Below are 24,185 nucleotides of genomic sequence, written 5' to 3' on the forward strand. Positions count from 1 at the left end.
CTCACACGCCGGACGGGCTGATTTCGGCGAGCGCGCTGTCCATGAGCCGCTCCGCGAGCGCGGTGATCGTCACGAACGGGTTGACGCCGATGGAGCCGGGGATCAGGGAGCTGTCGGTGACGTAGAGGTGGTCGTAGCCGCTGACACGGCCGTACGCGTCGGTGGCGCGGCCGAGCGGCAGGCCGCCCAGCGGGTGGTAGCAGAAGTCGTCGGCGAAGGCTTTGTTGCCGCCGAAGAGGTCGTAGCGGTAGATCGTGCCCTGCTTGCGGTTGATCCGGTCGAAGAGGGTCTTGGCGGCCTTGACCGAGGGCTGGTTCTGGGCGAGCGTCCAGTTCAGCCGGGCGGAGTCGGTGGCGGAGTCGTAGGAGAAGGTGCCGCGTTCGGGGTTCTTGGTGATGGCCAGGTAGAGGCTGATCCAGGTCTCGAAGCCGATCGGGAGCGGGGCGATCTCGGCGAAGACCGGGTTGCTCGCGTTGGACCAGTCGTCGATGCCCATGACGGGGATGGTGGACTGGTGCGCCCCGGTGGGATTCCACAGGTAGTTGGCGCGGGCGAGCATGATGTTGCCGTTGCCGCCCCAGGCGGTGCCCACGCTCGCGTTGAGCCGCGGGAGGGTGCCGGTCTCGCGGGCCCTGACCAGGATCTCGGTGGAGCCGAGGCTGCCCGCGGCGAGGAAGAGGTAGCGACAGCCGACCTCGCGGGTCTCCACGACCGCGCCGGTCAGGTCGATCCGGTCGACGGTGAGGACGTACGTGCCGTCGGCCGCTCTTCTCACGGCTCTGACCCGGCTGAGGGTCTCTATGGTGACGTGCCCGGTGCCGAGCGCCGAGGCCAGATAGGTCTTGTCGACGCTGCGCTTGCCGTGGTTGTTGCCGTAGATGACCTCCTGGTCCAGCGCGGACTTGGTGGCGGTGCCCGCGGCCTCGGCCTTCATGTACGAGAAGTCGTACACGTTCGGCACGAAGGTGGTGCTGAGGCCGGCGCTGTGGGCCTGGTCGCGGGAGACGCGGGCGAACTGGTACCACTCGGTGGACTCGAACCAGGCGGGGTCGACGGTGTTGACGCCGAGCATGCTGGTGGCGCGCGGGAAGTACGTGGAGTACATCGCGGTGGAGTCGACCTGCGGGAGGACTTCCTCGAAGTACGCGCGGGACGGGGTGACGGCCATGCCGCCGTTGACCAGGGAGCCGCCGCCGACGCCGCGGCCGACGTAGACGGACATGTCGCCGTAGTGCACACGGTCCAGGACGCCGGGGTAGGGGGTGATGTCCTTGTTGACGAGGTCGAGCCAGAGGAAGGTCGCCAGCGGCGCCTCGGTGCGGCTGCGGAACCACATCGACCGCTGGTCGGGCGAGCTGGTGTTGCAGAAGATCTTGCCGTCGGCGGCGGGGGTGTCCCACAGCCGTCCCATCTCCAGGACGGTGGTGGTGACACCGCGCTGGCCGAGCCGGAGGGCGGCGACGGCGCCGCCGTAGCCGGAGCCGATCACGATCGCGGGGCTGAAGGTGGTGGCGGCGGGCTCCGCCTGCGCGGCGGACGCGGGGGTCGCGGAGAGCGCGATACGGGTGAGGCCGAGTGCTGCTGCGGTTTGGAGGGCGCCGAGTCCCAGAAAGTGACGGCGCGTCAGGTCTGATGTCATGCGCGCATGATGGGCGGGTCCGCGTGAACCCTCCATGCCCATGACGCATGGTCTTTTACGGCGGCCGGTTCTCGTACGACGACGGCGCCGGGACGGCGGCCGTGACCGCGCCCATCGGGTTACAGCAGGGACGTGAGCCGCTGCGCCAGCAGGTCCCAGCGCCAGGCGTCCTCGACCCAGCGACGGCCGCGCTCGCCCATCCGGGCGCGCAGTTCGGGGTCGCGCAGCAGGGTCAGGACGCGGTCGGCGCACTGCGCGGGCGAGCCGCCCGCGACCACCCAGCCGGTCTCGCCGTCCAGGACCGCGTCGGGCGCGCCGCCGGAGTCGCCCGCGATCACCGGCAGCCCGGTCGCGGACGCCTCCAGGTAGACGATGCCGAGCCCTTCGACGTCCAGGCCGCCGCGCCGGGTCCTGCACGGCATCGCGAAGACGTCACCGGCGCCGTAGTGGGCGGGCAGCTCCTCCCACGGCACGGGCCCGGTGAAGCGCACCGCGTGGCCGACGCCGGTCCGCTCCGCCAGCTTCTCCAGGTCTCCCCGGTACGGTCCGCCGCCGACGATCAGCAGCGCGGTGTCCGGCACCTCGTGCAGAATCCGGGGCATGGCCTGGATCAGCGTGTCCTGGCCCTTGCGCGGCACCAGCCGCGACACGCACACCACCACCGGGCGGTCGGCGAGGCCGAGCCTGGCCCGTACCACCGCGCCGCCCGAGCCGGGGTGGAAGGTCTTCTCGTCGACGCCCGGCGGCAGTTGGACCATCCGGGCGGCGGCGGCCGGGGTCAGCGCGGCGGCGATCCGGGAGCGGGTGTACTCGCCGAGGTAGGTGAGGGTGTCGGTGCCCTCGCCGATCCGGCGCAGCAGCGAGCGGCTGGCGGGGAGCTGCGCCCAGCCCGCCTCGTGCCCGTGCGTGGTGCCGACCAGCCGCCGCGCCCCTGCCTTGCGCAGCGCGGGCGCCATCAGGCCGAGCGGGGCGGCGGCGCCGAACCAGACGGAGGAGCAGCCGTGTTCCCGCAGCAGGTCGGCGGCGCGCCGGGTGACCCTGCGGGTGGGCAGCAGCATCGAGGTGCGGTCGCGGACCACGGGGAAGGGCTGCTCCGCGTCGAAGCGGGCGACCTCGGCGCCGTCCTTCCAGGTGGAGGTGTAGACGACGACCTGTCCCGGGTCCATCCGCAGCGCCATGCTGTGCACGAAGGACTGGATGCCGCCGGGCCGGGGCGGGAAGTCGTTGGTCACGATCAGGGTCTTGTCCATCGCCGCCGACAGTACCCGCTCACGCGGTGTTCACCCGGCTGGCCGCCACCGGCCGCGTCCGTCCCGCGACCGGGCCGCCGCTCACCGCATGATGCGTATCGTGACAAACACACATATCAGCGGTCGGGGCTGGGCCGTGCTCACCTGGGTCGTCACCCGAGCCGCGTTCTTGTTGTTCGTGTTCGAGGTCGTCCACTTTCCCGGCCAGTACATCGCCCACGATGTCTCGTCCGTCTACCACCGCTGGTACGGGGTGCTGAGCACGGGCAGCTTCCCGCTGCACGACGTGACCTGGCAGTACCCGCCGGGGGCCGCGCTGGTGATCCTCGCGCCCGGCCTGCTGCCCTTCCTCAGCTACACCGCCGCTTTCTTCTGGCTGGCCTTCCTGGCGGACGCGGTGATCCTGGCGGTGCTGCTGCGCGACTCGCGGGTCAGGCGCGGCGGCCGGATGGCCGGGGTGTGGGTCTGGGTCGGCGGCGGCGCGCTGCTCGGCCCGATCATCTACGCCCGCTACGACGTGATGGTCACCGCCGTCGCCGTGGCGGGGCTGCTCCTGCTGCCGCGCCGCCCGAAGGCGGGCGGGGTGCTGGCCGGGGTGGGCGCCATGCTCAAGGTGTGGCCGCTGCTGCTGCTCATCGGGACGCCTCGCGGCCGTACCACCCGGCGGTCGTGGATCTCGGCGGCGGTGACGATGGCGGTGATCGCGCTCGCCTTCCACCTGGCCATGCCGGGCTCGCTGTCCTTCCTCACCTTCCAGCGCGACCGCGGCACCGAGGTCGAGTCGCTGGGCGCCACCGTCTTCCACATCGCCCGGCACTTCGGCTGGCACGGCACCGCGCGGATGCACTACGGGTCGGTCGAGTTCATCGGCCCGCATGTGCACCTGGTGAGCACCGCGGCGATGGCGCTGTCCCTGCTGGCCTTCGCCTGGCTGCTGCTGTGGCGGGTGCGGGCCCGCTCGTACTCGGTCGCCACGCCCTTCGACGCGGCCTTCACCGCGGTGCTGGTCTTCACCACCACCAGCCGGGTGATCAGCCCGCAGTACATGGTGTGGCTGGTCGGCATCGGCGCGGTCTGCATGACGCTGCGGGAGTCGGTGGTACGGCGGCCGGTCGCGCTGATGCTGGGCGCGACGCTCTTCACCACGCTGGAGTTCCCGATCTTCTTCGAGGACATCGCCCACAGCGACAAGCTGGGCGTGGCGCTGATCGTCACCCGTAACGGCCTGCTCGTCCTGGCGTCCCTGAGCGCCTGCCGTCGGCTGTGGGCGGCCACCGTGCCGCGCCGCGCGGCGCGCGGCGCGGTCGAGGGGGAACCCGCCGACGCCCCGGCCGCGGTGCTCACCCGAGCCGAGCGGGTCGGGGTGCACGACAAGGGCTAGAACGTGTCCTGCGGGGCGGGCGGGCGCCAGGCGCGGGCGGCGGCGATGCGTTCGGCGGGGGTGGGGTGGGTGCCGAACATCAGGTGCAGGGCGCGCGGCGGGTCGGGGTCGCCGATGTTCGCGACCGTCAGGCGGCGCTGCATCGCGATGAACTCGGCCGGGTCCGCGGTCAGTTCGAGGGCGTGCCGGTCGGCGCGCCGCTCGACCCCGCGGCTCACCGCGCAGCCCAGCGGCCCGGCGACGGCGCCGCCGACAGTGGCGACGGCCGCCAGCAGCCAGGCGGAGCGCGGGTCCGCGAAGTCGTCGGCGCCCGCGAGGTCGAGCAGGGGCCGCCAGGTCACCACGGCGGCCAGGACGCACACGCCGACGGCCGCGCCCAGCGCGCCGAGCGCGGTGCCGCGCGGCACGTCCCGGTGCACGACGTGGCCGAGTTCATGGGCGACCACCAGTTCCACCTCGCGCGGCTGCGCCGTGGTCAGCAGGGTGTCGTAGACGACGATGCGGCGGGTGCGGCCGAAGCCGGACACGTACGCGTTGAGCGCGGTCGTACGGCGCGAGGCGTCGGCGACCAGGACATCCTCGACGGTGACGCCGTCGCGGGCGGCGAGCGCCAGCAGGGCGTCCCTGAGGGGGCCCGGCTCCATCGGCGTGAAGCGGTTGAACAGCGGCTCGAAGATCATGGGCGCCGCCCAGGACATCACGACGGTCAGCGCGGCGGCGCCGAGCGCGGCCCACACCCACCAGTGGCCGGTCGCCCCGGCGAGGGCGTAGACGGCGAAGAGCGCACCGAAGGTCAGCGGCAGCGAGATCAGCAGGCCGCGCAGCACGTCCGCCCACCACCCGCCCCAGCCCTGCGTCACCAGGCCGAACCGGCGGCGGACCACGCGCCCGCGCGCCGCGAAGGGCAGCCCCAGCACCTCGGGCAGCAGCACCAGGGACACCGCCGCGCCCGCCACCCGGCCGCCCCACGTCCCGCCGCCGAACGCCGCGACCAGCCCCGCTCCCCCGGTCGTCAGCCCCAGCCCCAGCATCAGCCCCAGCGCTGCCACCCGCCCGCCGAGCGCGACCGGCCACACCCCCCGCCGCAAAGCCCGCGCCCGCCCGACCTCCTCCGCACTGAAGTCCCCCACCCCCGCAGCCGAAGACCCGGCGTCCGCCGCAGGCGAAGATCCTGTTGGCTGCGGCGGGGTGTGCGGGGGGCGTCCTGGGGCGGCGTTCGACGGAGGCGGGGGCCGGTGGGCCGGGGGTTCCGCGGCGGGGTCACGGGTCATGGCAGCTCCTGGTGGAGGTAGGCGCGCCAGCGGGCGGTGAAGGCGGGGAGGGTGGTGCCGAGAGTGGTGCGCAGGTGGGAGTCGACGGTGCCGCCGGAGGCGACGGCGCGGTAGAAGGCGACGAGCGCGTCCGGGGACCACTGGTCGGCGATCAGGCGGCAGGCGAGCCAGCCGCCCTCGTAGGCGCGGGAGAGGGTGTCGGCGTCGGCGGAGTGGAAGTCGGCGTCGGCGGGCAGCGCGGCGGGGACGCGGCCCGCGGCGACGGCGGCGGCCAGCTCCGGGGCGAGCTCGCGGGCGGTGCGGCCCGCCGTACGGTAGGCGGTCCAGTCGGCGGCGCCCTCGGAGAGCCACAGCGGGGTGCGGGCGGTGGTCCACGCGCGGGTGGCGACATGCGTGGTCTCGTGGGTGAGCACGGTCTGCCGGCCGAAGGCGGAGAGCCCGCTGAACGCCTCGGGGTTGATGATCACCCGGTCGGAGCCGACCCGCGCGCTGCCGCCGCCCTCCCCCGTGGTGACGGCGGCGATGTTGCGGTAATCGGCCGGGTCCGCGTCGGCCAGCGCGGCCATCTGGTCCAGCGTGCGCGGCACCTCGACCACCACCTTGCCCGACCACCCGGCGCCGCCCCAGGTCCGCCGGACCTCCGGCACCGCCCGGTCCACGTCCTCGGCGTAGCCGCGCAGCCCGGCGGCGTCGCCGAGCCCGAGCACCAGGCTGTCCGTGCCGCGCACCACCGTCACCCGGCCCTGGTCCCACAGCTGTACGGCGCCGCGGTGCCCGGACGCGGCGCCGTCGTCGTCCCCGGCCACGTACCAGCTCCCGCCCCGCCGGGACAGCGTCAGGTAGTCGGTCGCGGCGACCGGCGCCGCGTCGAATCCGCTGAGCCGGTACCGCAGTTGGACCTCGGCCGCGGCCCGTACCGTGCCGTCGGCGGTCGGCGGCAGGCCGAACGCGCCGGTCCGCACCAGCCGGTAGGACCAGTCGGCCAGCGGCACGTCCGCGATGTCGGTGAACATCGCCTTCTGCCGGTCGAGGAAGCGCGTCGCCCGCGGGTCGATCCCGGCGAGGAAGGCCGCCCGGTCGTGGTGCAGCACCGCGGAGGCCCGCCGGTCGAGCGCCTGCCGGATCCCGGCGTCGGTGGCGTCCACCGTGGGCCGCCCGCCCGAGGCGGTCCCGCCGCACCCGGCGACGAGCGCCGCCAACAGCGCCAGGGGCAGGCCGAGCGCCGCCGCCCGGACACGGGAAGCGGTCGGCGTACGTCGGAGGGGCGCCACGGCCATGGGCCCGATCGTACGGCCCCGAGGACGCCCCCCACGGCCGGGGCGCCGCGCCCTTACGGCCGGGTCACGGCCGTGATCGGCATCATGCCGACCGGGTCGTAGCGGACCCTGGCGCCGGGGTAGGGGGCGTGGATGACCTGGCCGCCGCCGACGTACATCGCGACATGGCTGGCGTCGCCGCGGTAGATCACCAGATCGCCGGGCCGCGCCTGGTCCAGCGGCACCCGCTGCCCGGCGTTCATCTGCTCCTGCGAGGTGCGCGGCAGCGCGACCCCGGCCCGTGCGTACGAGTACTGCATCAGGCCCGAGCAGTCGAAGGAGTTGGGCCCGGTGGCGCCCCAGACGTAAGGGGCGCCGACCATCTGGCGGGCGGCGGCCACGGCCATCGCGCCGCGCCCCGAGGCGGCGGGCAGATTCGGGATGGCCGGCAGGTCGGCGGTCGTACGGTCGCGGGAGGCGCGCCCGGCGTCCATGCCGGGACGGTATCCGGCGCGCTGGGCGGCGGGCATCGCGTTGAGCAGCCGCTGGGCCTCGGCGAGCGCCCGCTGCACCGACCGCTTGCGGTCCTGGAGCACCGCCCCGGCCTTGTCCAGTTCGGCGAGCTTGCCCGCCGCCTGGGAGCGCTGCTGGAGCAACAGCCGCTCGGCCTCCTGGAGTTGGCGCAGCCGCCCGGCCTGCTGGGCGCTGAGCCGGTCCAAGGTGGTGGCCCGGTCCAGGTACTGGTCGGGGTCCGAGGACATCATCAGGGCGAGCGAGGGGTCGATGCCGCCGCTGCGGTACTGCTCGGAGGCGAGCGAACCCAGCTCCTGCCGCATGTCGTTGACCCGCTGCTGCCCCTCGGCGGCCCGGTCCTGGAGGGTGGTCAGGTCGGCGCGGAGCCGCTTGGCGTGCTCCTGCGCCGCGTTGTACTTCTCGGTGGCCTGCTCGGCCTGCTGGTAGAGCCGGTCGAGCCGGGACGCCGTGTCGGGTGCGCCCCCGCCGGGATCGGCCGAGGCGACCTGCGCCGCACCGCCGGACAGCGCCGCGGTGGCCGCGGCGGCCGCGGACAGCACGGTGACCCGGGTGGTGCGGGCGGCGAAGCCCGGCTGTGGGGAGCGTCGATGGGAAGCCACGGGAGCTGACAGTAGTCAGCGCGACGCGGAGAGTTCAAAGAAGGCGCGGCCCCCGCATCGCCGCGCCGCGCCTCCCGCCCAGGTCACACACCCGCACCGGGCGGCACCGGGCACTTGTTCATCACCCGAACGCCGTAGGAGTCCGAACGCCGTATGAACGCACCGGGGTCCGCGGGAGACTCCCGCGGACCCGTGAGATCGGTGAGGAACGACGCCGGAAGGCGTCAGATGCGGACGCCGAACTGGAACGGCATGTTGCCGATCGACTCGTAGCGCACCGAGGCGCCCGGCTTCGGCGCGTGCAGCACCATGCCGTTGCCCGCGTAGAGGCCGACGTGGTGGTAGTCGCCGTAGAAGATGACGAGGTCGCCGACGGCGAGCTGGGAGGTGGAGTAGATCCGGGTCCCGGCGTTCGCCTGGGCCTGCGAGGTGCGCGGTATCGTCACGCCGGCCTGGTTGTACGCCCACGAGGTGAGGCCGGAGCAGTCGAAGGAGCTGGGGCCCGAGGCGCCGTACACGTACGGCAGGCCGACCCTGGACTGCGCGGCGGAGAAGGCGGCGGCGGCGCGCTGCGAGGCGGGCTTCGCGTCGCCGAGGTCCACGCGGGTGGTGGAGCGGTTGGCGCGGGCGTCGGCGGCGGCGATGGACGCGCGCTGCGCGGCCGTCAGCGAGTTGAGGATCTGCTGGGCCTGGGCCAGCTTGTCCTTCGCCTCGGCCTTGCGCTTGGCCAGCTCGGTGCGGGTGGTCTGGAGCTCGGTCAGCTTGGCGGTCGCCTCGGCGCGCTGCTGGTCCAGGGTCCGCTTGGCGTCCTGGAGTTGGTGCAGCGAGTCGGTCTGGATCGACGTGAGCTGGTTGAGCGTGGTCGCCTGGTCCAGGTAGTTGTCCGGGTTGGACGACAGGAAGAGCTGGAGCGACGGGTCGATGCCACCGCTGCGGTACTGGGACGCGGCGATGGCGCCGAGGCCGTCCCTGAGCTGGTTCAGGTGCTGCTGCTGCCTGGCCACCTGGTCCTGGAGAGTGCCCGCCTCCTTCTGGAGGGTGTGCAGCTTCTCGTTGGCCCCGTCGTACTTCTCTGAGGCCTGCTCAGCCTGCTCGTACAGCGCGTCCACCTTCGCCTTGGCGTCCTTGACGGTCGGCTTGGCGGGGGCGGCCTGGGCCGCCTGGGAGGTGAGGGCCACCGCGGCTGCGGCGGTGGCGGTCAGCACGGTCACGCGCGTGCGGCTTGCCGGCTTGGGACGACGGTGGGACGCCACGAAGGCGAGCTCCTTCTTCCTTCAGCCGCCTACCGGTTGACTGGCGGGCGGCCCCCGGCGCGCCATCCGGATTGGATGATCGACTGCGCGGAGGTTCGACGCCCGACCTTAGTGACCTATCTGTGATCGGTTCAAATCCTTGTTGGCAAAATCTCGACCGGTTCGCACATTCTTTACGACCTTCGTACGCGCAGTGAGGGTGGATCAACGCTCCGTCGACGATGGCGCGTTCGTGAACCGAATACTCGAACGAATAGTGATCTGTTCGGTGGTTCAGTGCTGCGGCGGTGCGGCGGTGCGGCGACGAGGAGCCGGGGGCGCGGGCGGCGCGAGCGGCAGGCGCGGTTCAGACGCGTGCGAGACGTTTCAGCAGCAGGACGGAGGCGACCGGGCGGGCGCCCGCCTTGGCCACGCCGTCGGCGACTTCGCGGTCCGCGGAGACCACCACGATCTGCCGGCCGGGCGGTTCCGCCCGCACCAGCCGCCGGATCAACTCGTCAGCGGTCTCACCGGCCTTGCTGAACAGCACCCGCACCCCGCGCGGCGGCGCGAGCAGCACCGGCATGTCCAGGTCGGCGCCGTCGAAGACACAGGTGACCTCGGCGCCGCTCTGCGCGGCCAGCGCCGCGAGCCCGCCGAGCAGCCGCAGCCGCTGTTTCTCCAACGGCATCGACGGATAGCCGGTCTTGGTGACGTTGTAGCCGTCGACGACGAGGTGCGCCTGCGGCAGCGCGAGCAACTGGTCGAGCAGCGCCGGGTCGGTCTCGGACAGCGCGCGGGTGGCGATGTCACGCGGGCTGAAGGCCCCGGGCGCGACCGCGTCCACCGTGTCGGCGGGGCGTACGCCCAGGGTGTCGCGCGGCGGCAGCGCCAGTTCACGGCGGAGCCCCGAGGCCGCGTCGAGGACGGTGTCCAGCAGCAGGCGCAGCCGTACGTCCTCGATACTGCGGCCCTCACGGGCGGCGCGGCGGCCCGACTCGACCGCCGCCTCGGCCTCGGCGAGCCGGGTGCGCAGCCGCCGTGCCTCGCTCTCCGCGGCGGCCTTGTCCTGGGCGGCGGCGGCCCGCGCCTCGTCCAGCTCCGCCTGGATCTTGCGCTGGGCGGCCTCGGCCCGCTTGACGTCGCTGAGGGCGCTGCGCAGCTTGCGGTGCACCGAGTCGCCCTCCTTGCGGACGGCGTCCAGTTCGGCGCGGGCCCGTACGGCGTCCGAGCGCAACTGCGTGTGCAGGCCCTGGACCTCCTCGCGGAGCTTGGCCAGTTCGCGCAGCGTCTCCTCGTCGGCCCGCTCAGCGTGCGCCCGTTGGGCCTCCTCGCCCGCGGTGGTGACAAGCTTGGCCCAGCCCGCGGGGCGCAGCAGATAGGCCGCGGCGGCCACGTCGAGCGGGTCCGCGGCGGGCGGCGGGGTGCCGGCGTCCAGCGCCCCGGTCAGCTCCGGCTGCGCCTCGCGCAGTTTGCCCGCGACCTTGTGCCGGAAGGCCGGGTCGCCCTCCAGCGCGGTGGCCAGCGCGGTGGCCGCGTATTTCACACGTCTGGACGGGGTGAAACGGGCGTACGGCCGCAGCGAGACCGGCAGTTCGGCGAAGGTGAACCCGCCGAAGGCGTCGGCGGCGACGGCGACGACGCGGTGGCGTACGCCTTCGGGCAGCGGCCGGTCGAGCGCGGGTTCATGAGCGGCGTCGTCATGAGCGGCGTCGTCATCGGCAGTGACACCGGTATCGGCGGGGTCGGCGGTATCACCGGTGTCGGCGGGGTCACCGGGAGCGTCGGCGCCGGGGGCAGCGTTGCCGTCGGGAGCGCTGCCGGAGACGCTGCCGGTAGAGCCGTCGGGAGTGCCGCCGCCGTCACGGCCGGGCGGTGCTTCGGCGCCCGGTTCGTCGTCGGCCCGCGGTGTGTCGGGGTCCTGCGCCGCGGCGCCGGACGCGTCGGCGCCCGGCCCGTCGGCGGCATCCGTCTCGGACCCCCTCGCCTCGGCCCGCGGAAAGCCGCCGATACCGTCCACCAGTCACTCCCGTCCGGTTACACGGCGCCTCCCCGGCCCCCTTCGATCCCTCCGGCCGCCGCCTCTTGCATCCATTGTCCCCGTAAGGAGGCTCAGTCCCGCGCCGAACCGGTCTCCGCGTCCGCGCCGGAGTCCGTTTCCCCGGCCGTTCCCTCGGACGTTCCCGCGGCCACGGCCGCGCCCGGCCGGTCGACCAGCTCGATCTGGTCCGCGGCGTTGCACCAGCGGCACCGCACGGACTCGACCGTCTCGGTCAGCACGTCGGTCTCCTCGATCCGCGGCTCGCCGCCGAGGTCGAGATGGACGTACTCCACGACCCGCGTGGAGCGGGTCACGTCGAACCGGGTCAGATTGCCGCACTGCGTGCAGCGCCACCGGGTGGTGGCGGTGGGCATGGGCACCGGCATCGGTCCTGCACCTCTTCCTCGGTCGGGCGTATCAGTGCTGACGGGCGTACGTCGGGGTCACCTTACGGCCTCCGACCCGCGACGCGCTGCGGCGAGGCGGCCTATGTCCGTTACGACCGCTGCGTCATCATCGGTCCATGGTCATCCCGGTGTACGACAAGAACCCGGTCCGCCGCACGCCGGTCGTGACGTATGCGCTGATCGCCCTGTGCACCGTGGTCTTCCTCCTCGGACCGCTGTCCGGCTTCAACCCCTCCTACGGCACGGGCGACAAGCTCCAGTGCGCGCAGGCCGTCTACTTCGCGCACTGGGGTGTCATCCCCAGTGAGCTGTTCCACGGCCGGCTCCCGATGGACCGGCTCGACCTGCCCGCGGGCTGCGCGGCCCCGCACGCGTACGCGAAGTCGCCGCTGCTGTCGGTGCTCACGGCGATGTTCCTGCACGGGAGCTGGCTGCACCTGATCGGCAACATGCTCTTCCTCTACGTCTTCGGCGACAACGTCGAGAACCGGATGGGCCGGGTGCGCTTCGCGCTCTTCTACCTGGTCGCGGGCTATCTGGCGACGTACGGCTTCGCGCTCGCCAACCCCGAGTCGACGCAGAGCCTGGTCGGCGCGTCCGGGGCGATCTCCGGGGCGCTGGGCGCGTATCTCTATCTGTATCCCAAGGCCCGGGTGACGAGCCTGTTCCCCTTCCTCTTCTTCATCCCGCTGCGCTTCCCCGCGTGGATGGTGCTCGGCTTCTGGTTCGTCCTCCAGTGGCTCGCCGCCCAGACCGGCAACAACGGTCCGGGGGTGGCGTATCTCGCCCATGTCGTCGGCTTCGCCTTCGGGTTCCTGTGCGCCTGGGTGTGCTACCGGCCGCGTCGTAAGCTGAGCGTCGTAGTCGGGTCGACCCAAGGAGACATCCAGCCGTGATCACCGCGATCGTGCTCATCAAGACTTCCGTCGACCGGATTCCGGAGATCGCCGAGGCCATCGCCGCGCTGGACAACGTCAGCGAGGTCTACTCCGTGACCGGCACGTACGACCTCGTCGCGCTGGTCCGCGTCGCCCGCCACGACGACCTGGCGGACATCATTCCGGGCCGGATCTCCAAGATCCCCGGTGTCGAGGCCACCGACACCCATGTCGCCTTCCGTACGTACTCGCAGCACGACCTGGAGGCCGCGTTCGCGATCGGCCTCGACGCCTGAGGCTGATTCCCTCTACGGATTCCGCCTACGGGTTCGTCCTACGGATTCGTCCTGCGCTCCCGGTACGCGGTCACGCGCGGGCCGCGTCCAGCAGCGGGCCCAACTCCCGTGCGGCGGTGGTGAGGGCGCGGACGTCGCGCTCCGCCCTGGCGATCAGGATCGCGCCCTCCAGGGTGCTGATCATGAGGGTCGCCAGCGGTACGGACCGGTCCTCGGGAACGCCCATGCCGGTCAGCGCCGCGGCCACCGGCGCGGTCCAGGCCGCGAAGGCGGCGGCGGTCGCCTTCCGGGTGGACTCGGTGGTCCGCGCGCAGTCCACCGAGGCGGCGGCGACCGGGCATCCGGCGTCGAAGCCGTCGGCCGCGTACTCGTCCGTCCACTGGCCGACCATCGCGGCGAACAGCCCGCCGGGGGTCGGCTCGGGCAGCGCGGCCAGGAAGCGGGCGACGCGCTTGGCGGCGTAGTTCCCCGCCCAGGCGACCGCCTCGTTGACGAGCTGTTCCTTGCCGTCGGGGAAGTAGTGCTGGAGCGAGCCGCGCGGGGCGCCCGCGTGGGCGGCGACCTCGCGCATGCCGGTCGCGCCGACGCCCTCGCGCCGGATGAGCTGGGCCGCGCTGAAGACCATCCGCTCGCGCGGTCCGCGTTCTGACCCGGCCATCGTCGACACCTCCACGGAGCTACTGCGTTCCGACCCCCGCCGCCCGGGTCGTCCGGGCCACCTTATAGACGGCGGTCAGACCGTCCGGGGTGTACGACGCGCGGACCGGTTCCAGGCGGCGGCCGAGCGCGGCGAGCAGGCCCCGCCTGCCGTGCGGGACGTTCACCGTCACGTGCTCGACACCCCTGGCCCCCGCGCGGGCGAGCAGCAGGCCGACCATGGCGGTGCCGACGCCCCGGCGCTGCCAGGCGTCCACCACCAGCACGCCCAGCTCGCCACCGGTTCCCGGCCCGGCGGTGTCGTCCGCCGCGAAGCCCGCGATTCCCACCAGGCGGTCCCGGCCGCCGCGGTACGCGACCACGGCGTCGTGCGCCGCGGGCGGTCCTGCCAGCAGACGGTCCAGGTGGGCGCGGGGGAATTCGCGCGCGCCGCCGAGGAAGCGCAGCCGGACCGTCTCCGGAGAGCAGGCCGCGAAGAGGGCGGCCACCGCGTCCGCGTCGGCGGGCCTGAGCAGGTCGATCCCGTCGGCGGAAGCGGCCGCCCGCCGATCCGCACCCTCTATGACCACTGTCATAACGACCAGTATTATGACGGCTGTCATAAACGGCAAGAGAGGCGGCGGTGCGTCGTGGACATCGGTTTCCTGGGGCTCGGGGTCATGGGCCGGCCCATGGCGCTCAATCTCCTCCGCGCCGGGACCCCGCTGGTGGTGTGGAACCGCAGCGCGCCCGCCGCCGAGGCCCTGCGGGCGGCGGGCGCCGAAACCGCCGACAGCCCCGCCGACCTCTTCCGCCGCGCCGGGACCGTCTTCGTGATGCTCGCCGACGGCGCCGCCATCGACTCCTGCCTCGGCCGCGGCACCCCCGCCTTCGCGGCGAACGTCGCGGGGCACACCCTCGTCCACATGGGCACGACCTCGCCCGAGTACTCGCTCGGCCTCGAAGCCGAGGTCCGCGCGGCGGGCGGCCACTACGTCGAGGCCCCGGTCTCCGGCTCCCGCGCCCCGGCCGAGGCGGGCCGCCTGGTGGCGATGCTCGCGGGCGAGGACGCCGCCGTCTCAGCGGTACGGCCGCTGCTGGCGCCCATGTGCCACGAGACCTTCGTCTGCGGGCCGGTGCCCGGCGCCCTGCTCATGAAGCTGTCGGTCAACCTCTTCCTGATCACCGTGGTCACCGGGCTCACCGAGGCGTTCCACTTCGCCGAGCGGCACGGCGTCGACGCCCGTCAGTTCCTCGCCGTGCTCGACGCGGGACCGATGGCCAGCGGCGTCTCCCGTATGAAGTCCCCCAAGCTGCTCGCCCGCGACTTCACCGTCCAGGCCGCCGCCGCCGACGTCCTCATGAACAACCGCCTCATCGCGGAGGCCGCCCGCGCCTCCGCCACCGCCACTCCCCTGCTCGACACCTGCCTCGCCCTGTTCACCGAGACCGCCGCCACCGACCCGGCCGCGGACATGATCGCCGTCCTGAAGGCCATCGAGTCCCGCACCGAAGGCGCCGTTCGTGTTCGGCCGGACAGGCGCTAGCGCCTGTCCGGCACGCAGCGGCCGTCCTCCGTGCGGTAGTTCCACTGGGCGCCGTCGCGCACGAGGGTGCGGACGGCGTGGACGAAGCGGTCGACGTGCTCCTCGGGGGTGCCCGCGCCGAAGCTCACGCGGATGGCGTTGAGGACGCGCTCGCCGGGCGCGGCCTCGGGAGCGCCGCACTCGCCCGGGTCGTCGCCCTCGGCCCCGAGGAGCGTACGCACCAGCGGGTGGGCGCAGAAGAGACCGTCGCGGACGCCGATCCCGTACTCGGCGGAGAGCGCGGCGGCGAAGTGCGAGCTGTTCCAGCCCTGGACGACGAAGGAGAGCACGCCGACCCGGGGCGCGTCCTCGCCGAACAGGGAGAGCACCCGCACCTCGGGCACGGAGGCGAGCCCTTCCCGCAGCCGGGCGAGCAACCGCTGCTCACGGGTGACGAGTTGGTCGAACCCGGCCTCGGTCAGCGCCTTGCAGGCCGCGGCGATGGCGTAGACGCCGATGACGTTCGGCGACCCGGCCTCGTGCCGCGCCGCGGTGGTGTGCCACTCGACGTCGACTCCGCCGTCCGCGCGCCGCGCGACCTTGCGGCTGGCGCCGCCGCCCGCGAGGTACGGCTCGGCCTCGCGCAGCCAGTCGGCGCGGCCCGCGAGGACACCGGAGCCGAAGGGCGCGTACAGCTTGTGGCCGGAGAAGGCGACCCAGTCGACGTCGAGCGCGGCGATGTCCACCGGGTGGTGCGGGGCCAGTTGGGCGGCGTCCAGGACGATACGGGCGCCGTGCCGGTGCGCGGCGGCGGCCAGCTCCCGCACCGGCCACAGCTCACCGGTGACGTTGGAGGCGCCGGTGACGCAGACCAGCTTGGGCCCCTTGGGGGCGCCGTGCAGGGCCACGTCGAGCGCGGCGACGGCCTGCTCGGGCGTCCGCGGCGCGCCCAGGACGGTGACCCGCGCGTCGTCCCGCGTCTGCCACGGCAGCAGCGAGGCGTGGTGCTCGGTCTCGAAGACGAAGACGTGGGTGCCCGCCGGGATGACGGCGGCGAGCAGATTGAGCGAGTCGGTCGTCGAACGGGTGAAGATCACCTGGTCCTCGGCCCGACAGCCGAGGAATTCCGCGACCGTGGCCCGGCTCTGCTCGAACAGGTCGGTGGAGAGCTGCGAGAGGTAGCCGGCGCCGCGGTGCACGCTGCCGTAGTAGGGGGCGTAGGCGGCCACGTCGTCCCACACCCGCTGGAGCGCGGGGGCGCTGGCGGCGTAGTCGAGCGCGGCGTACGTCACTTCGCCGCCCGTCACGAGCGGCACGAGGACGTCCCGGCCCAGAACGGGCAGCGGGGTACAAATCTCACGGTCGGTGGCAGCGATGGACACAGTCATGGCGATCTCCCGGATTACGGCAGGCGAAATCACCGCACATCTGAAGCCGAAAAGGAATGGCTCGCGGTACAGAAGCGCGGGATGGAAACGTCGAACGAAAGGCGGAACGGCGGAACCGGGCCGACAGGCCCTATCGCATTCGCTTGCTCATGAAAGAACTCCCCAAGTCCGGCTTGCCATGAGCCTCGCTGCTCACGGCCTGGTCATCACCCGGGGCACCCCGCCTCGGACGGAGGGTTGCCGGACAGCGAGCCGGGGCCTTGACGCTGTCACTCGTGACCTGGACAGCATTCTGCCACAAGGCGCCGAACGCACAAGACGCGGTCCAGAAATTGGACAGCGTCGTGTGCTCGGTCCCCGGGGGACCTATCCGAATTCCGCCACCGTGGCGATTACGCGTTGCTCGCCGCCGCCCACCGCTCCAGCGTCGCCGCCGCCGCGCCCGAGTCGATCGACTCGGCCGCCGTCACCAGACCGGCCGCGATCTGCTCCTCCAACGGCCCGCTGCAGGGCCGCAGGGCCACCAGCGCCGCCGCCGAGTTGAGCAGCACGGCGTCCCGTACGGGCCCGGTCTCGCCCGCGAGCAGCCGCCGGGCGACGTCCGCGTTGTGGGCCGCGTCGGCGCCGCGCAGCGCCTCCACGGGCACCAGGGGCAGGCCGACATCCCGCGGGTCGAAGGCGGTCTGCTCCACCTTGCCGTCGCGCACCACCCACACCTGGGAGGTCGCGGTGGTGGTCAGCTCGTCCAGGCCGTCGTCACCGCGGAAGACCAGTGCGGACGAGCCGCGTTCGGCCAGCACCCCGGCCATGATCGGCGCCATCCGCGGGTCCGCGACCCCGGTGGCCTGCGCCCGCACCCGGGCCGGATTGGTCAGCGGGCCGAGGAAGTTGAAGACGGTCGCCACCCCCAACTGGCTCCGGGCGGTGCCCGCGTGGCGCAGCGCGGGGTGGAATTTGATCGCGAAGCAGAAGGTGATGCCCGCCTCCTCCGCGACCTCCACGACCCGCTGCGGCGTCAGTTGCAGATTGACGCCGAGCTCTCCCAGGACGTCGGAGGCGCCGCTGGCCGAGGACGCGGCGCGGTTGCCGTGCTTGACGACCTTCGCCCCGGTGCCCGCGACCACGATCGCCGACATGGTGGAGATGTTGACGGTCTTCGCCCGGTCGCCGCCGGTGCCGACGATGTCCACGGTCGCGCCGGGCACCTCGATGGTGTTCGCGTGCGCGTACATCGACCGCACCATGCCGGAGACCTCTTCGACGGTCTCCCCCTTCGCCCGCAGCGCGACGACGAACCCGGCGATCTGCACGTCGCTCGCCTCGCCGCGCATGATCGCGTCCATCGCCCACGCGGTGTCGTCCCCACCCAGATTCCGCCCTGCCAGCAGCGTGGTCAGCACGTCCGGCCAGGACCGCGTCGCCGGACTCTCGCCGCCTGCCGGGGTCACAACGCTCATGGTCCACGCTCCTGGTGGTGGGATGGGGAACTGCGCGCTCAGCCTATCCGCGCCGCGGGGCCCGACGGCTCCCTGCCCGCACTGCGGACGGCGGACGCCGAAGGGCCGGGCCCGGGACTCCCCTGAGGGGGATTCCCGGGCCCGGCCCGTGGGTGGCTCAGCTCAGCGGCGGCGGCTCAGTGGTGGCCGTGTCCGCTGGTGATCTCCTCGTACTCCTCGGCCGTGGGCTTCGGAATCTGGCTGTGCTCGCCGTAGAAGCCGCGGGAGAGCTTGGCCCGCGCCTTCTCGATCGGGTTGAGCTTGCGCTCCACGCCGTTCTCGTCCACCTCGGGGCCCGCGTCGATCGGCTCCGGCTGGACGTGCGCGGTGAGGATGTGCCGCTGCTCCTGCGAGATCGGCTCGTGCACCTCGATGTACTCACCGTGCGGCAGCCGCTTGATGATGCCGGTCTCGCGACCGTGCAGCACCTTGTCGCGGTCACGGCGCTGGAGACCCAGGCAGATCCGCTTGGTGATGATGAAGGCCAGGACCGGCGCGACGAAGAAGCCGACGCGGACGAACCAGGTGATCCAGTTGATCGACAGGTGGAAGTGCGTGGCCCACAGGTCGTTGCCGCCACCGATCAGCAGCACGAAGTACTCGGTCAGCCAGGCCACACCGAAGCCGGTGCGCACCGGGCGGTTGCGCGGCCGGTCCAGCAGGTGGTGTTCGCGCTTGTCCCCGGTGACCCACGCCTCGATGAACGGGTAGACGGCGATGGCCGCCAGCACCACCGGGAAGACCATCAGCGGGATGAACACGCCCAGGACGAGTGTGTGTCCCCAGGCGTTGATCTCCCAGCCGGGCATCACACGGATCAGGCCCTCGGAGAAGCCCATGTACCAGTCCGGCTGGGCGCCGGTGGACACTTGGTCCGGCCGGTACGGTCCCATCGACCAGATCGGGTTGATCGACACGGTCGCGGCGATGGCCGAGATCACGCCGAAGACCAGGAAGAAGAAGCCGCCCGCCTTCGCGGTGTAGATCGGCAGCAGCGGCATGCCGACGACGTTCTTCTCGGTCTTGCCCGCACCCGGGAACTGCGTGTGCTTGTGGTAGAAGACCAGGATCAGGTGGGCGGTCAGCAGACCGGCCATCAGACCCGGCAGCAGCAGGATGTGGATCGAGTAGAACCGGCTGACGATGTCGTGCCCGGGGAACTCCCCGCCGAACAGGAAGAACGACAGGTACGAGCCGACCACCGGGGTGGCGAGTACCGCGCCGTCGGCGAACCGGATGCCGGTGCCGGACAGCAGGTCGTCCGGGAGTGAGTAACCGGTGAAGCCGGTGAACATGCCGAGGAACAGCAGCGTCCAGCCGAACAGCCAGTTGATCTCACGCGGCTTGCGGAAACCGCCGGTGAAGAACACGCGCATCATGTGCACGATCATCGCCGCGATGAAGATCAGCGCGGCCCAGTGGTGGATCTGCCGGATCAGCAGACCGCCGCGCACCTCGAAGCTGATGTGCAGGGTGGAGGCGTACGCCTCGGACATCCGCACGCCCTGGAGCGGCGCGTACGGGCCGTGGTAGACGACCTCGTTCATGCTGGGGTGGAAGAACAGCGTCAGATACACACCCGTGAGGATGAGGATGACGAAGCTGTAGAGGCAGATCTCGCCCAGCATGAAGGACCAGTGGTCCGGGAAGATCTTCCGCATGTTGGCCTTGGCCAACTTGTAGATACCGAGCCGGGGGTCAGTCCACTCGGCGGCCCGCTGGCCGACCGGCTTTTTGCCCCGACGGGTCGAGCTTTCCGTCGTAGTACTCATCCGCGCTCCCAGAATGCCGGACCGACGGGCTCATCGAAGTCGCCGAGAGCGACGAGATTGCCCTCACCATTGACGCTGATCCGAAGCTGCGGCAGCCGGTGCCCCGCCGGGCCGAAGATCACCCGCGCGCCGTCCGACAGGTCGAACGTCGACTGGTGGCACGGGCAGAGCACGTGGTGCGTCTGCTGCTCGTAGAGGCTGATCGGGCAGCCCACGTGTGTGCAGATCTTGGAGTAGGCCACGATTCCCTCGTGGGCCCAGTCACGCTCGCGCTTGTCCTTGATGTCGTCCGGCTTGATCCGGACGATCATCAGAGCCGCCTTGGCGATCTGCTCCTGGAAGTCCTCCTGGGACTCCTCCAGACCCTCGGGCATCGCGAAGGTGAGCGAGCCCACCACGATGTCCTCGGGGCGCAGCGGCTTGTTCGTGTTCTGGTTGATCAGCACCTTGCCCTTGGCCCACAGGGTGTGCCGGAGCTTGTCCTCCGGCAGCGGGCCGAGGTCGCGCAGGATCACGACACCGGCCAGCGGGACCAGGGTCAGGGCGCCGAACATCGTGTTGCGGATCAGCTTGCGCCGTCCGAACCCGCTCTCGCGGGCGCCCTGCGCCCACTGCTGCTCGATGTTCTCGCGCAGTTCCTCGTCCGCGCCCGCCGCGTGGCGTTCGTCGGCGAACTCCTCGTCGGACATCAGGGTGCGGGCCCAGTGGACCGCGCCCGCGCCGATGCCCAGCAGCGCCACGGCGAGCGTGAGGCCGAGCGAGAAGTTCAGCGCGCTCACGTTGCCGAACGGGAAGATGAAGACGATCTTGTCGACCGGGAAGATCACGAAGCAGGCGATGAACGCGACGGTGCCGAGCATCGACAGGCCGAACAGCCCCGCCACGACCCGCTCGGAGTGCTTCTCGGCCCGCTCGTCGATGTCCTGACGGCGGTACTCGTGGGGGGGATGGCCGGGGTTGGCGAACGGGTCGTCGGGGACCGCTGGTTCGCTCCCGTGAGCGCCGTGCTCACTTGGCAGGTTCTCTGACACGTCTTTGTGAGATCCAGTCTCGCTCATGACTTCTTGGCCTTGGTCGTCCGGGCGGCGATCCAGGTGGTGCAGACGAGCAGGAAGCCGAGGCCGAAGACCCAGGCGACCAGACCCTCGGACACCGGACCGATGCTGCCCAGCGAGAGACCGCCGGGGTTCTTCGTCTCGCTGCTGTTGACCTCGTGGAGGTACGCGATGATGTCCGCCTTCGTGTCCTGCGGCATCGTGCTGTCCGGGAAGGACGGCATGCTCTGCGGACCCGTCAGCATGGCCTCGTAGATGTGCTTGGGCGAGGCGCCCTGGATCGTCGGCGCGTACTTGCCGTTGGTCAGCGCACCGCCCTTGCCGACGAAGTTGTGGCACTGGGCGCAGTTGGTGCGGAACAGCTCCCCGCCCTTGCCGGCGTCCGCGCCCGCGGGGTTGTACTGGTCCTTGCTCGGCACGGCGGGGCCGGGGCCGAGGGACGCGATGTACGCGGCGAGCTGGTCGATCTCGGCCTGGTCGTAGATGACCTTCTTCTTCGGGATCTGCGCGCCGGGCTGCTGCGCGGGCATCCGGCCGGTGCCGACCTGGAAGTCGACGGCGGCGGAGCCGACGCCGACCAGGCTCGGTCCGTCGGAGCTGCCCTGGCCCGAAGTGCCGTGGCAGCTTGCGCAGCCGACGGAGTACAGCTTCTTGCCCTCAGTGATCGCGAGGGACTGGGCCGCGTCGTCGGCCTGCGCCTTCGGCGCCGGCGCGAGCGCGGCGTACAGCCCCCCGGTGACCGCGAGCGCGAAGAGTAGGACGACAAGCGCCGCCAGCGGGTGGCGCCGTCGTGCGGAGAGCTTTTTCACGGATTACCCCGGTGTCAGGATCTCTTGCGTCGATGCTTCTGGAATGTGTGTGCGGTGTGCGACCGGCTACTTGATCAGGTAGATCGTGGCGAAGAGGCCGATCCACACGACATCGACGAAGTGCCAGTAGTAGGACACGACGATGGCTGCGGTGGCCTGCTGGTGGGTGAACCGCTTGGCCGCGTACGTCCGCCCGAGTACCAGCAGGAACGCGATCAGTCCGCCCGTCACGTGCAACCCGTGGAACCCGGTCGTCAGGTAGAACACCGAGCCGTAGGGGTCCGAGCTGAGCGAGATGCCGTCCTTCTTGACCAGTTCGGTGTACTCGAAGATCTGCCCGCCGATGAAGATCGCACCCATGATGAAGGTCACGATGAACCAGGAGCGGAGCTTCTTCACGTCGCCGCGCTCAGCGGCGAAGACGCCCATCTGGCAGGTGAAGGAGGAGAGCACCAGGATCGTCGTGTTCGTCGCCGAGAACGGGACGTTCAACGCATGGGCGTGTTCCTTCCAGAAGTCGGCACCCGTGACCGACCGAAGGGTGAAGTACATCGCGAAGAGGGCCGCGAAGAACATCAGCTCGGAACTCAGCCAGATGATGGTTCCGACGCTGGTGAGGTTCGGCCGGTTGACCGACGGGTGCGCGTGCCCGGTATCTACTGCTGTTGCTGTCGCCACGTCCGACATTATGTCGGTCGCTTATCTGGCGCTGACTCCGGGGGGTGCCATTCGGTGTGTCAAGGCCCGCAGGAGACCCGCGTGGCCTAGCGGCGCCGTCCCCCGAAGGAGGGATGACGGTGCGTCGGACGACCGGGCCGCCGATCTTCGCGGGGTACGAACCCTCCTCGCGAAGGCGCTGGCGGGAGTAGCATCCGACGCACTTGAGAACGCCTTCACGAGGAGGAACCACGATGCAGGCGACCGCCACGGTGCTGGTCTACAGCGACGACGCGAACACCCGGGAGCAGGTCCGGCTCGCCGTCGGCCGCAGGCCCGCCGCCGACCTGCCGCCGGTGGAGTACGTGGAGTGCGCGACGATGCCCGCGGTTCTCACCGAGTTGGAGCGCGGCGGCATCGACGTCTGCGTCTTCGACGGTGAGACCTCCCCCGCCGGCGGCATGGGGGTGTGCCGTCAGGCGAAGGACGAGATCTTCCGCTGCCCGCCGGTGCTGGTGCTGATCGGCCGTCCCCAGGACGCCTGGCTGGCGACCTGGAGCCGGGCCGACGCGGCGGTCGCCCACCCCGTCGACCCGGTCGCCCTCAGCGAGTCCCTGGCGGGCCTGCTGCGGGCCAGGCTGGCGCCGAGGACCACCGCCGTGGCGACGACGGCGCACTGAGCGCCGCGGCGGCCGGTCAGAGCGCCTGGGGGCGCAGCCGGGCCGGGTTGGAGACGGTGGCGGTGGTGGCGGTGTTCTGCGTCGCCGCGGACTGACCCGCGGCGCCGAGGGCACTGCCCTTCTTCCACTGCGCCCAGCTCAGATTCCAGTCGCCGAAGCCGTTGTCGAACGGCGTCATCGTGTCGCCGAGGCTGTGGGTGACCTCGACGATGTCGCCCTGCCGCACGTTGTCGAAGAACCAGTGGGCGTTGTCCATGCTCATGCCGGTGCAGCCGTGGCTGACGTTGGCGTACCCCTGCGAGCCCTCGGACCACGGCGCGGCGTGCACGTATTCACCGCTCCATGTCACCCGGGTGGCCCAGTAGACCGGCAGGTCGTAGGAGTCGGAGCTGCCCGCGGCGATGCCGATGCTCTCGCTCTGCATCCGGACGAACTGCTCCTTGCCGAGCACCACCTTGACGCCGTTGCGGGTGGAGAAGCCGGGCTTGCCGGTGGTGACGGGGAGCGTACGGACCACCTTCCCGTTCCGCTTGAAGGTCATCTGGTGGGTGCCCGCGTCGGTGAGCGCCTCGACCCGGTCGCCGGTGTGCAGCTCCAGGGACTTGTCGGTGCCGCCGTAGAGCCCGTCCTGGACGCGTACGCCGTTCAGGGTGCTGGTCACGTCGATCGTGGCGTCCGCGGGCCAGTACGTGCTGGGCCGGTAGTGCAGGGTGCGGTCGTCGACCCAGTACCAGGAGCCGGGGGCGGCCTGGGGGGTCGAGCTGACCTTGAGGTTGCCCTCGACGGCGGCGCGGGCCGCCGGGTCCTTGACCGGGACGCTCAGCTCGGCGGTGATCGGCTGTCCGACGCCGTACGTACCCGCGTCGGGGCCGAAGGCGACGTGCAGTCCCGCGTCCGCGGGCGTGGTGTCGAAACCGAGCGTCTTACGGCCGGGGCGGCCGTCGGAGTCCTCGGTGCTCACCCGGACCGTGTAGTGCGCGCCTGCGGCCAGCGCGCCGGTCGAGTGCCAGCTCAGGCCGTCGGAGCCGAGTTCGCCGCGTACGTAGCGCCCTGCGGCGTCCGTAGCGGTCACGTCGGTTATCCGGCTCCCGTCCTTCTTGATGGTCACCTGGAGTGGTTTGGACGGGTCGGCCTTGCCTCCGGCCGCGGAGCCGAACGCGACCTTGGCGGCGGCGTCGTGCGGCGTGGCGGCGAGCGGATTGCCGCCGCCGCCACAAGCGGTGAGCCCCACCGCGAGGGGCGCCACCAGCAGGGAGCAGCGCAGCGCGTTACGGCGTAGAGAATTGTGGCTCATGCACTCAAGTTAGGAACAACCGGGTGATTTCGCTCGGTGGATACGTGCAAAAGAGGTCGGGCGCGCGAACGGGCGGGCCCGGACACCT

Annotated in this window: 22 protein-coding genes and 1 riboswitch; of the genes, 5 read left to right on the forward strand and 17 right to left on the reverse strand. The window is 71.8% G+C overall.

Annotated features, from left to right (window positions below; genetic code table 11):
* Window position 1: 1 nt before the first annotated feature.
* A complete protein-coding gene (locus tag ACIP4Z_RS00390; RefSeq protein WP_401303817.1) occupies window positions 2-1,639 on the reverse strand; it encodes a GMC oxidoreductase in 1,638 nt (545 codons plus the stop codon).
* Window positions 1,640-1,758: 119 nt separating this feature from the next.
* Window positions 1,759-2,889: a glycosyltransferase family 4 protein gene (locus ACIP4Z_RS00395; protein ID WP_355334230.1), complete on the reverse strand. Its 1,131-nt coding sequence runs from the start codon at window positions 2,887-2,889 to the stop codon at window positions 1,759-1,761.
* Between the two features lie 91 nt (window positions 2,890-2,980).
* On the opposite strand from ACIP4Z_RS00395, the gene ACIP4Z_RS00400 reads away from it, so the two are divergent.
* On the forward strand, window positions 2,981-4,270 hold the full coding sequence (locus ACIP4Z_RS00400; protein WP_391043902.1) for a glycosyltransferase 87 family protein: 1,290 nt from the start codon (window positions 2,981-2,983) through the stop codon (window positions 4,268-4,270).
* On the opposite strand, the gene ACIP4Z_RS00405 is transcribed toward ACIP4Z_RS00400, so the two are convergent.
* The 6 genes from ACIP4Z_RS00405 to ACIP4Z_RS00430 all read right to left on the reverse strand — a co-directional run bounded on the left by ACIP4Z_RS00405 (window position 4,267) and on the right by ACIP4Z_RS00430 (window position 11,589).
* A complete protein-coding gene (locus ACIP4Z_RS00405; protein WP_401303821.1) occupies window positions 4,267-5,400 on the reverse strand; it encodes a M48 family metalloprotease in 1,134 nt (377 codons plus the stop codon). The two genes, ACIP4Z_RS00400 and ACIP4Z_RS00405, sit on opposite strands and share 4 nt — an antisense overlap.
* 137 nt (window positions 5,401-5,537) lie before the next feature.
* Window positions 5,538-6,818, reverse strand: coding sequence for a hypothetical protein (locus tag ACIP4Z_RS00410; RefSeq protein ID WP_401303823.1), 1,281 nt, complete (start codon window positions 6,816-6,818; stop codon window positions 5,538-5,540).
* A gap of 53 nt (window positions 6,819-6,871) precedes the next feature.
* Window positions 6,872-7,930 (reverse strand): NlpC/P60 family protein, encoded by a 1,059-nt coding sequence (locus ACIP4Z_RS00415; protein ID WP_355334242.1) that lies wholly within the window; start codon window positions 7,928-7,930, stop codon window positions 6,872-6,874.
* Between the two features lie 224 nt (window positions 7,931-8,154).
* On the reverse strand, window positions 8,155-9,183 hold the full coding sequence (locus tag ACIP4Z_RS00420; RefSeq protein ID WP_355334244.1) for an NlpC/P60 family protein: 1,029 nt from the start codon (window positions 9,181-9,183) through the stop codon (window positions 8,155-8,157).
* A 346-nt stretch (window positions 9,184-9,529) separates the two neighbouring features.
* Entirely contained in the window at window positions 9,530-11,185 is a 1,656-nt protein-coding gene (locus ACIP4Z_RS00425) for an NYN domain-containing protein (protein ID WP_401304995.1), read from the reverse strand.
* Between the two features lie 89 nt (window positions 11,186-11,274).
* Window positions 11,275-11,589 carry a hypothetical protein gene (locus ACIP4Z_RS00430; protein WP_391043890.1) on the reverse strand — a complete coding sequence of 105 codons (315 nt, stop codon included), beginning with the start codon at window positions 11,587-11,589 and terminating at the stop codon, window positions 11,275-11,277.
* A 137-nt stretch (window positions 11,590-11,726) separates the two neighbouring features.
* On the opposite strand from ACIP4Z_RS00430, the gene ACIP4Z_RS00435 reads away from it, so the two are divergent.
* Both ACIP4Z_RS00435 and ACIP4Z_RS00440 read left to right on the forward strand, forming a co-directional pair.
* Window positions 11,727-12,506, forward strand: a complete 780-nt coding sequence (locus ACIP4Z_RS00435; protein ID WP_355334249.1) for a rhomboid family intramembrane serine protease — start codon at window positions 11,727-11,729, stop codon at window positions 12,504-12,506.
* Window positions 12,503-12,784 (forward strand): Lrp/AsnC ligand binding domain-containing protein, encoded by a 282-nt coding sequence (locus tag ACIP4Z_RS00440; RefSeq protein WP_188281460.1) that lies wholly within the window; start codon window positions 12,503-12,505, stop codon window positions 12,782-12,784. Before ACIP4Z_RS00435 ends, ACIP4Z_RS00440 begins: the two co-directional genes overlap by 4 nt.
* A 70-nt stretch (window positions 12,785-12,854) precedes the next feature.
* Here the strand turns inward: ACIP4Z_RS00440 and ACIP4Z_RS00445 are convergent, their stop codons facing one another.
* Window positions 12,855-13,442, reverse strand: coding sequence for a TetR/AcrR family transcriptional regulator (locus tag ACIP4Z_RS00445; RefSeq protein WP_401303828.1), 588 nt, complete (start codon window positions 13,440-13,442; stop codon window positions 12,855-12,857).
* Window positions 13,443-13,461: 19 nt separating this feature from the next.
* A complete protein-coding gene (locus ACIP4Z_RS00450) occupies window positions 13,462-14,016 on the reverse strand; it encodes a GNAT family N-acetyltransferase (protein ID WP_401303831.1) in 555 nt (184 codons plus the stop codon).
* Window positions 14,017-14,070: 54 nt separating this feature from the next.
* Between ACIP4Z_RS00450 and ACIP4Z_RS00455 the strand changes: the two genes are divergently transcribed.
* Window positions 14,071-14,967, forward strand: coding sequence for an NAD(P)-dependent oxidoreductase (locus ACIP4Z_RS00455; RefSeq protein ID WP_401303834.1), 897 nt, complete (start codon window positions 14,071-14,073; stop codon window positions 14,965-14,967).
* On the opposite strand, the gene ACIP4Z_RS00460 is transcribed toward ACIP4Z_RS00455, so the two are convergent.
* From ACIP4Z_RS00460 to ACIP4Z_RS00485, 6 genes are all read right to left on the reverse strand, one after another.
* On the reverse strand, window positions 14,964-16,334 hold the full coding sequence (locus ACIP4Z_RS00460; RefSeq protein WP_401303837.1) for an aminotransferase class V-fold PLP-dependent enzyme: 1,371 nt from the start codon (window positions 16,332-16,334) through the stop codon (window positions 14,964-14,966). The two genes, ACIP4Z_RS00455 and ACIP4Z_RS00460, sit on opposite strands and share 4 nt — an antisense overlap.
* A gap of 164 nt (window positions 16,335-16,498) precedes the next feature.
* A riboswitch (SAM riboswitch) is annotated at window positions 16,499-16,615 on the reverse strand.
* A 111-nt stretch (window positions 16,616-16,726) separates the two neighbouring features.
* Window positions 16,727-17,791: an anthranilate phosphoribosyltransferase gene (gene trpD, locus ACIP4Z_RS00465; RefSeq protein ID WP_401303840.1), complete on the reverse strand. Its 1,065-nt coding sequence runs from the start codon at window positions 17,789-17,791 to the stop codon at window positions 16,727-16,729.
* A gap of 176 nt (window positions 17,792-17,967) precedes the next feature.
* Window positions 17,968-19,602, reverse strand: coding sequence for a cytochrome bc complex cytochrome b subunit (locus ACIP4Z_RS00470; protein ID WP_355334263.1), 1,635 nt, complete (start codon window positions 19,600-19,602; stop codon window positions 17,968-17,970).
* Window positions 19,599-20,660: a Rieske 2Fe-2S domain-containing protein gene (locus ACIP4Z_RS00475; protein ID WP_355334266.1), complete on the reverse strand. Its 1,062-nt coding sequence runs from the start codon at window positions 20,658-20,660 to the stop codon at window positions 19,599-19,601. The genes ACIP4Z_RS00470 and ACIP4Z_RS00475 overlap by 4 nt, the downstream gene beginning before the upstream one ends.
* The gene (locus ACIP4Z_RS00480; RefSeq protein WP_355334269.1) at window positions 20,657-21,466 is read right to left on the reverse strand and encodes a c-type cytochrome; all 810 of its coding nucleotides are present in this window, start codon (window positions 21,464-21,466) and stop codon (window positions 20,657-20,659) included. The genes ACIP4Z_RS00475 and ACIP4Z_RS00480 overlap by 4 nt, the downstream gene beginning before the upstream one ends.
* A 66-nt stretch (window positions 21,467-21,532) precedes the next feature.
* Window positions 21,533-22,153 carry a heme-copper oxidase subunit III gene (locus tag ACIP4Z_RS00485; RefSeq protein ID WP_355334271.1) on the reverse strand — a complete coding sequence of 207 codons (621 nt, stop codon included), beginning with the start codon at window positions 22,151-22,153 and terminating at the stop codon, window positions 21,533-21,535.
* A gap of 224 nt (window positions 22,154-22,377) precedes the next feature.
* Between ACIP4Z_RS00485 and ACIP4Z_RS00490 the strand changes: the two genes are divergently transcribed.
* Entirely contained in the window at window positions 22,378-22,803 is a 426-nt protein-coding gene (locus ACIP4Z_RS00490; RefSeq protein WP_355334273.1) for a hypothetical protein, read from the forward strand.
* Between the two features lie 16 nt (window positions 22,804-22,819).
* Here ACIP4Z_RS00490 and ACIP4Z_RS00495 read toward each other — a convergent pair whose 3' ends face one another.
* A complete protein-coding gene (locus tag ACIP4Z_RS00495; protein ID WP_355334275.1) occupies window positions 22,820-24,097 on the reverse strand; it encodes an Ig-like domain-containing protein in 1,278 nt (425 codons plus the stop codon).
* Between the last annotated feature and the right edge of the window lie 88 nt (window positions 24,098-24,185).

The organism is Streptomyces sp. NPDC088910, from assembly GCF_044749865.1.
Lineage (GTDB): Bacteria > Actinomycetota > Actinomycetes > Streptomycetales > Streptomycetaceae > Actinacidiphila.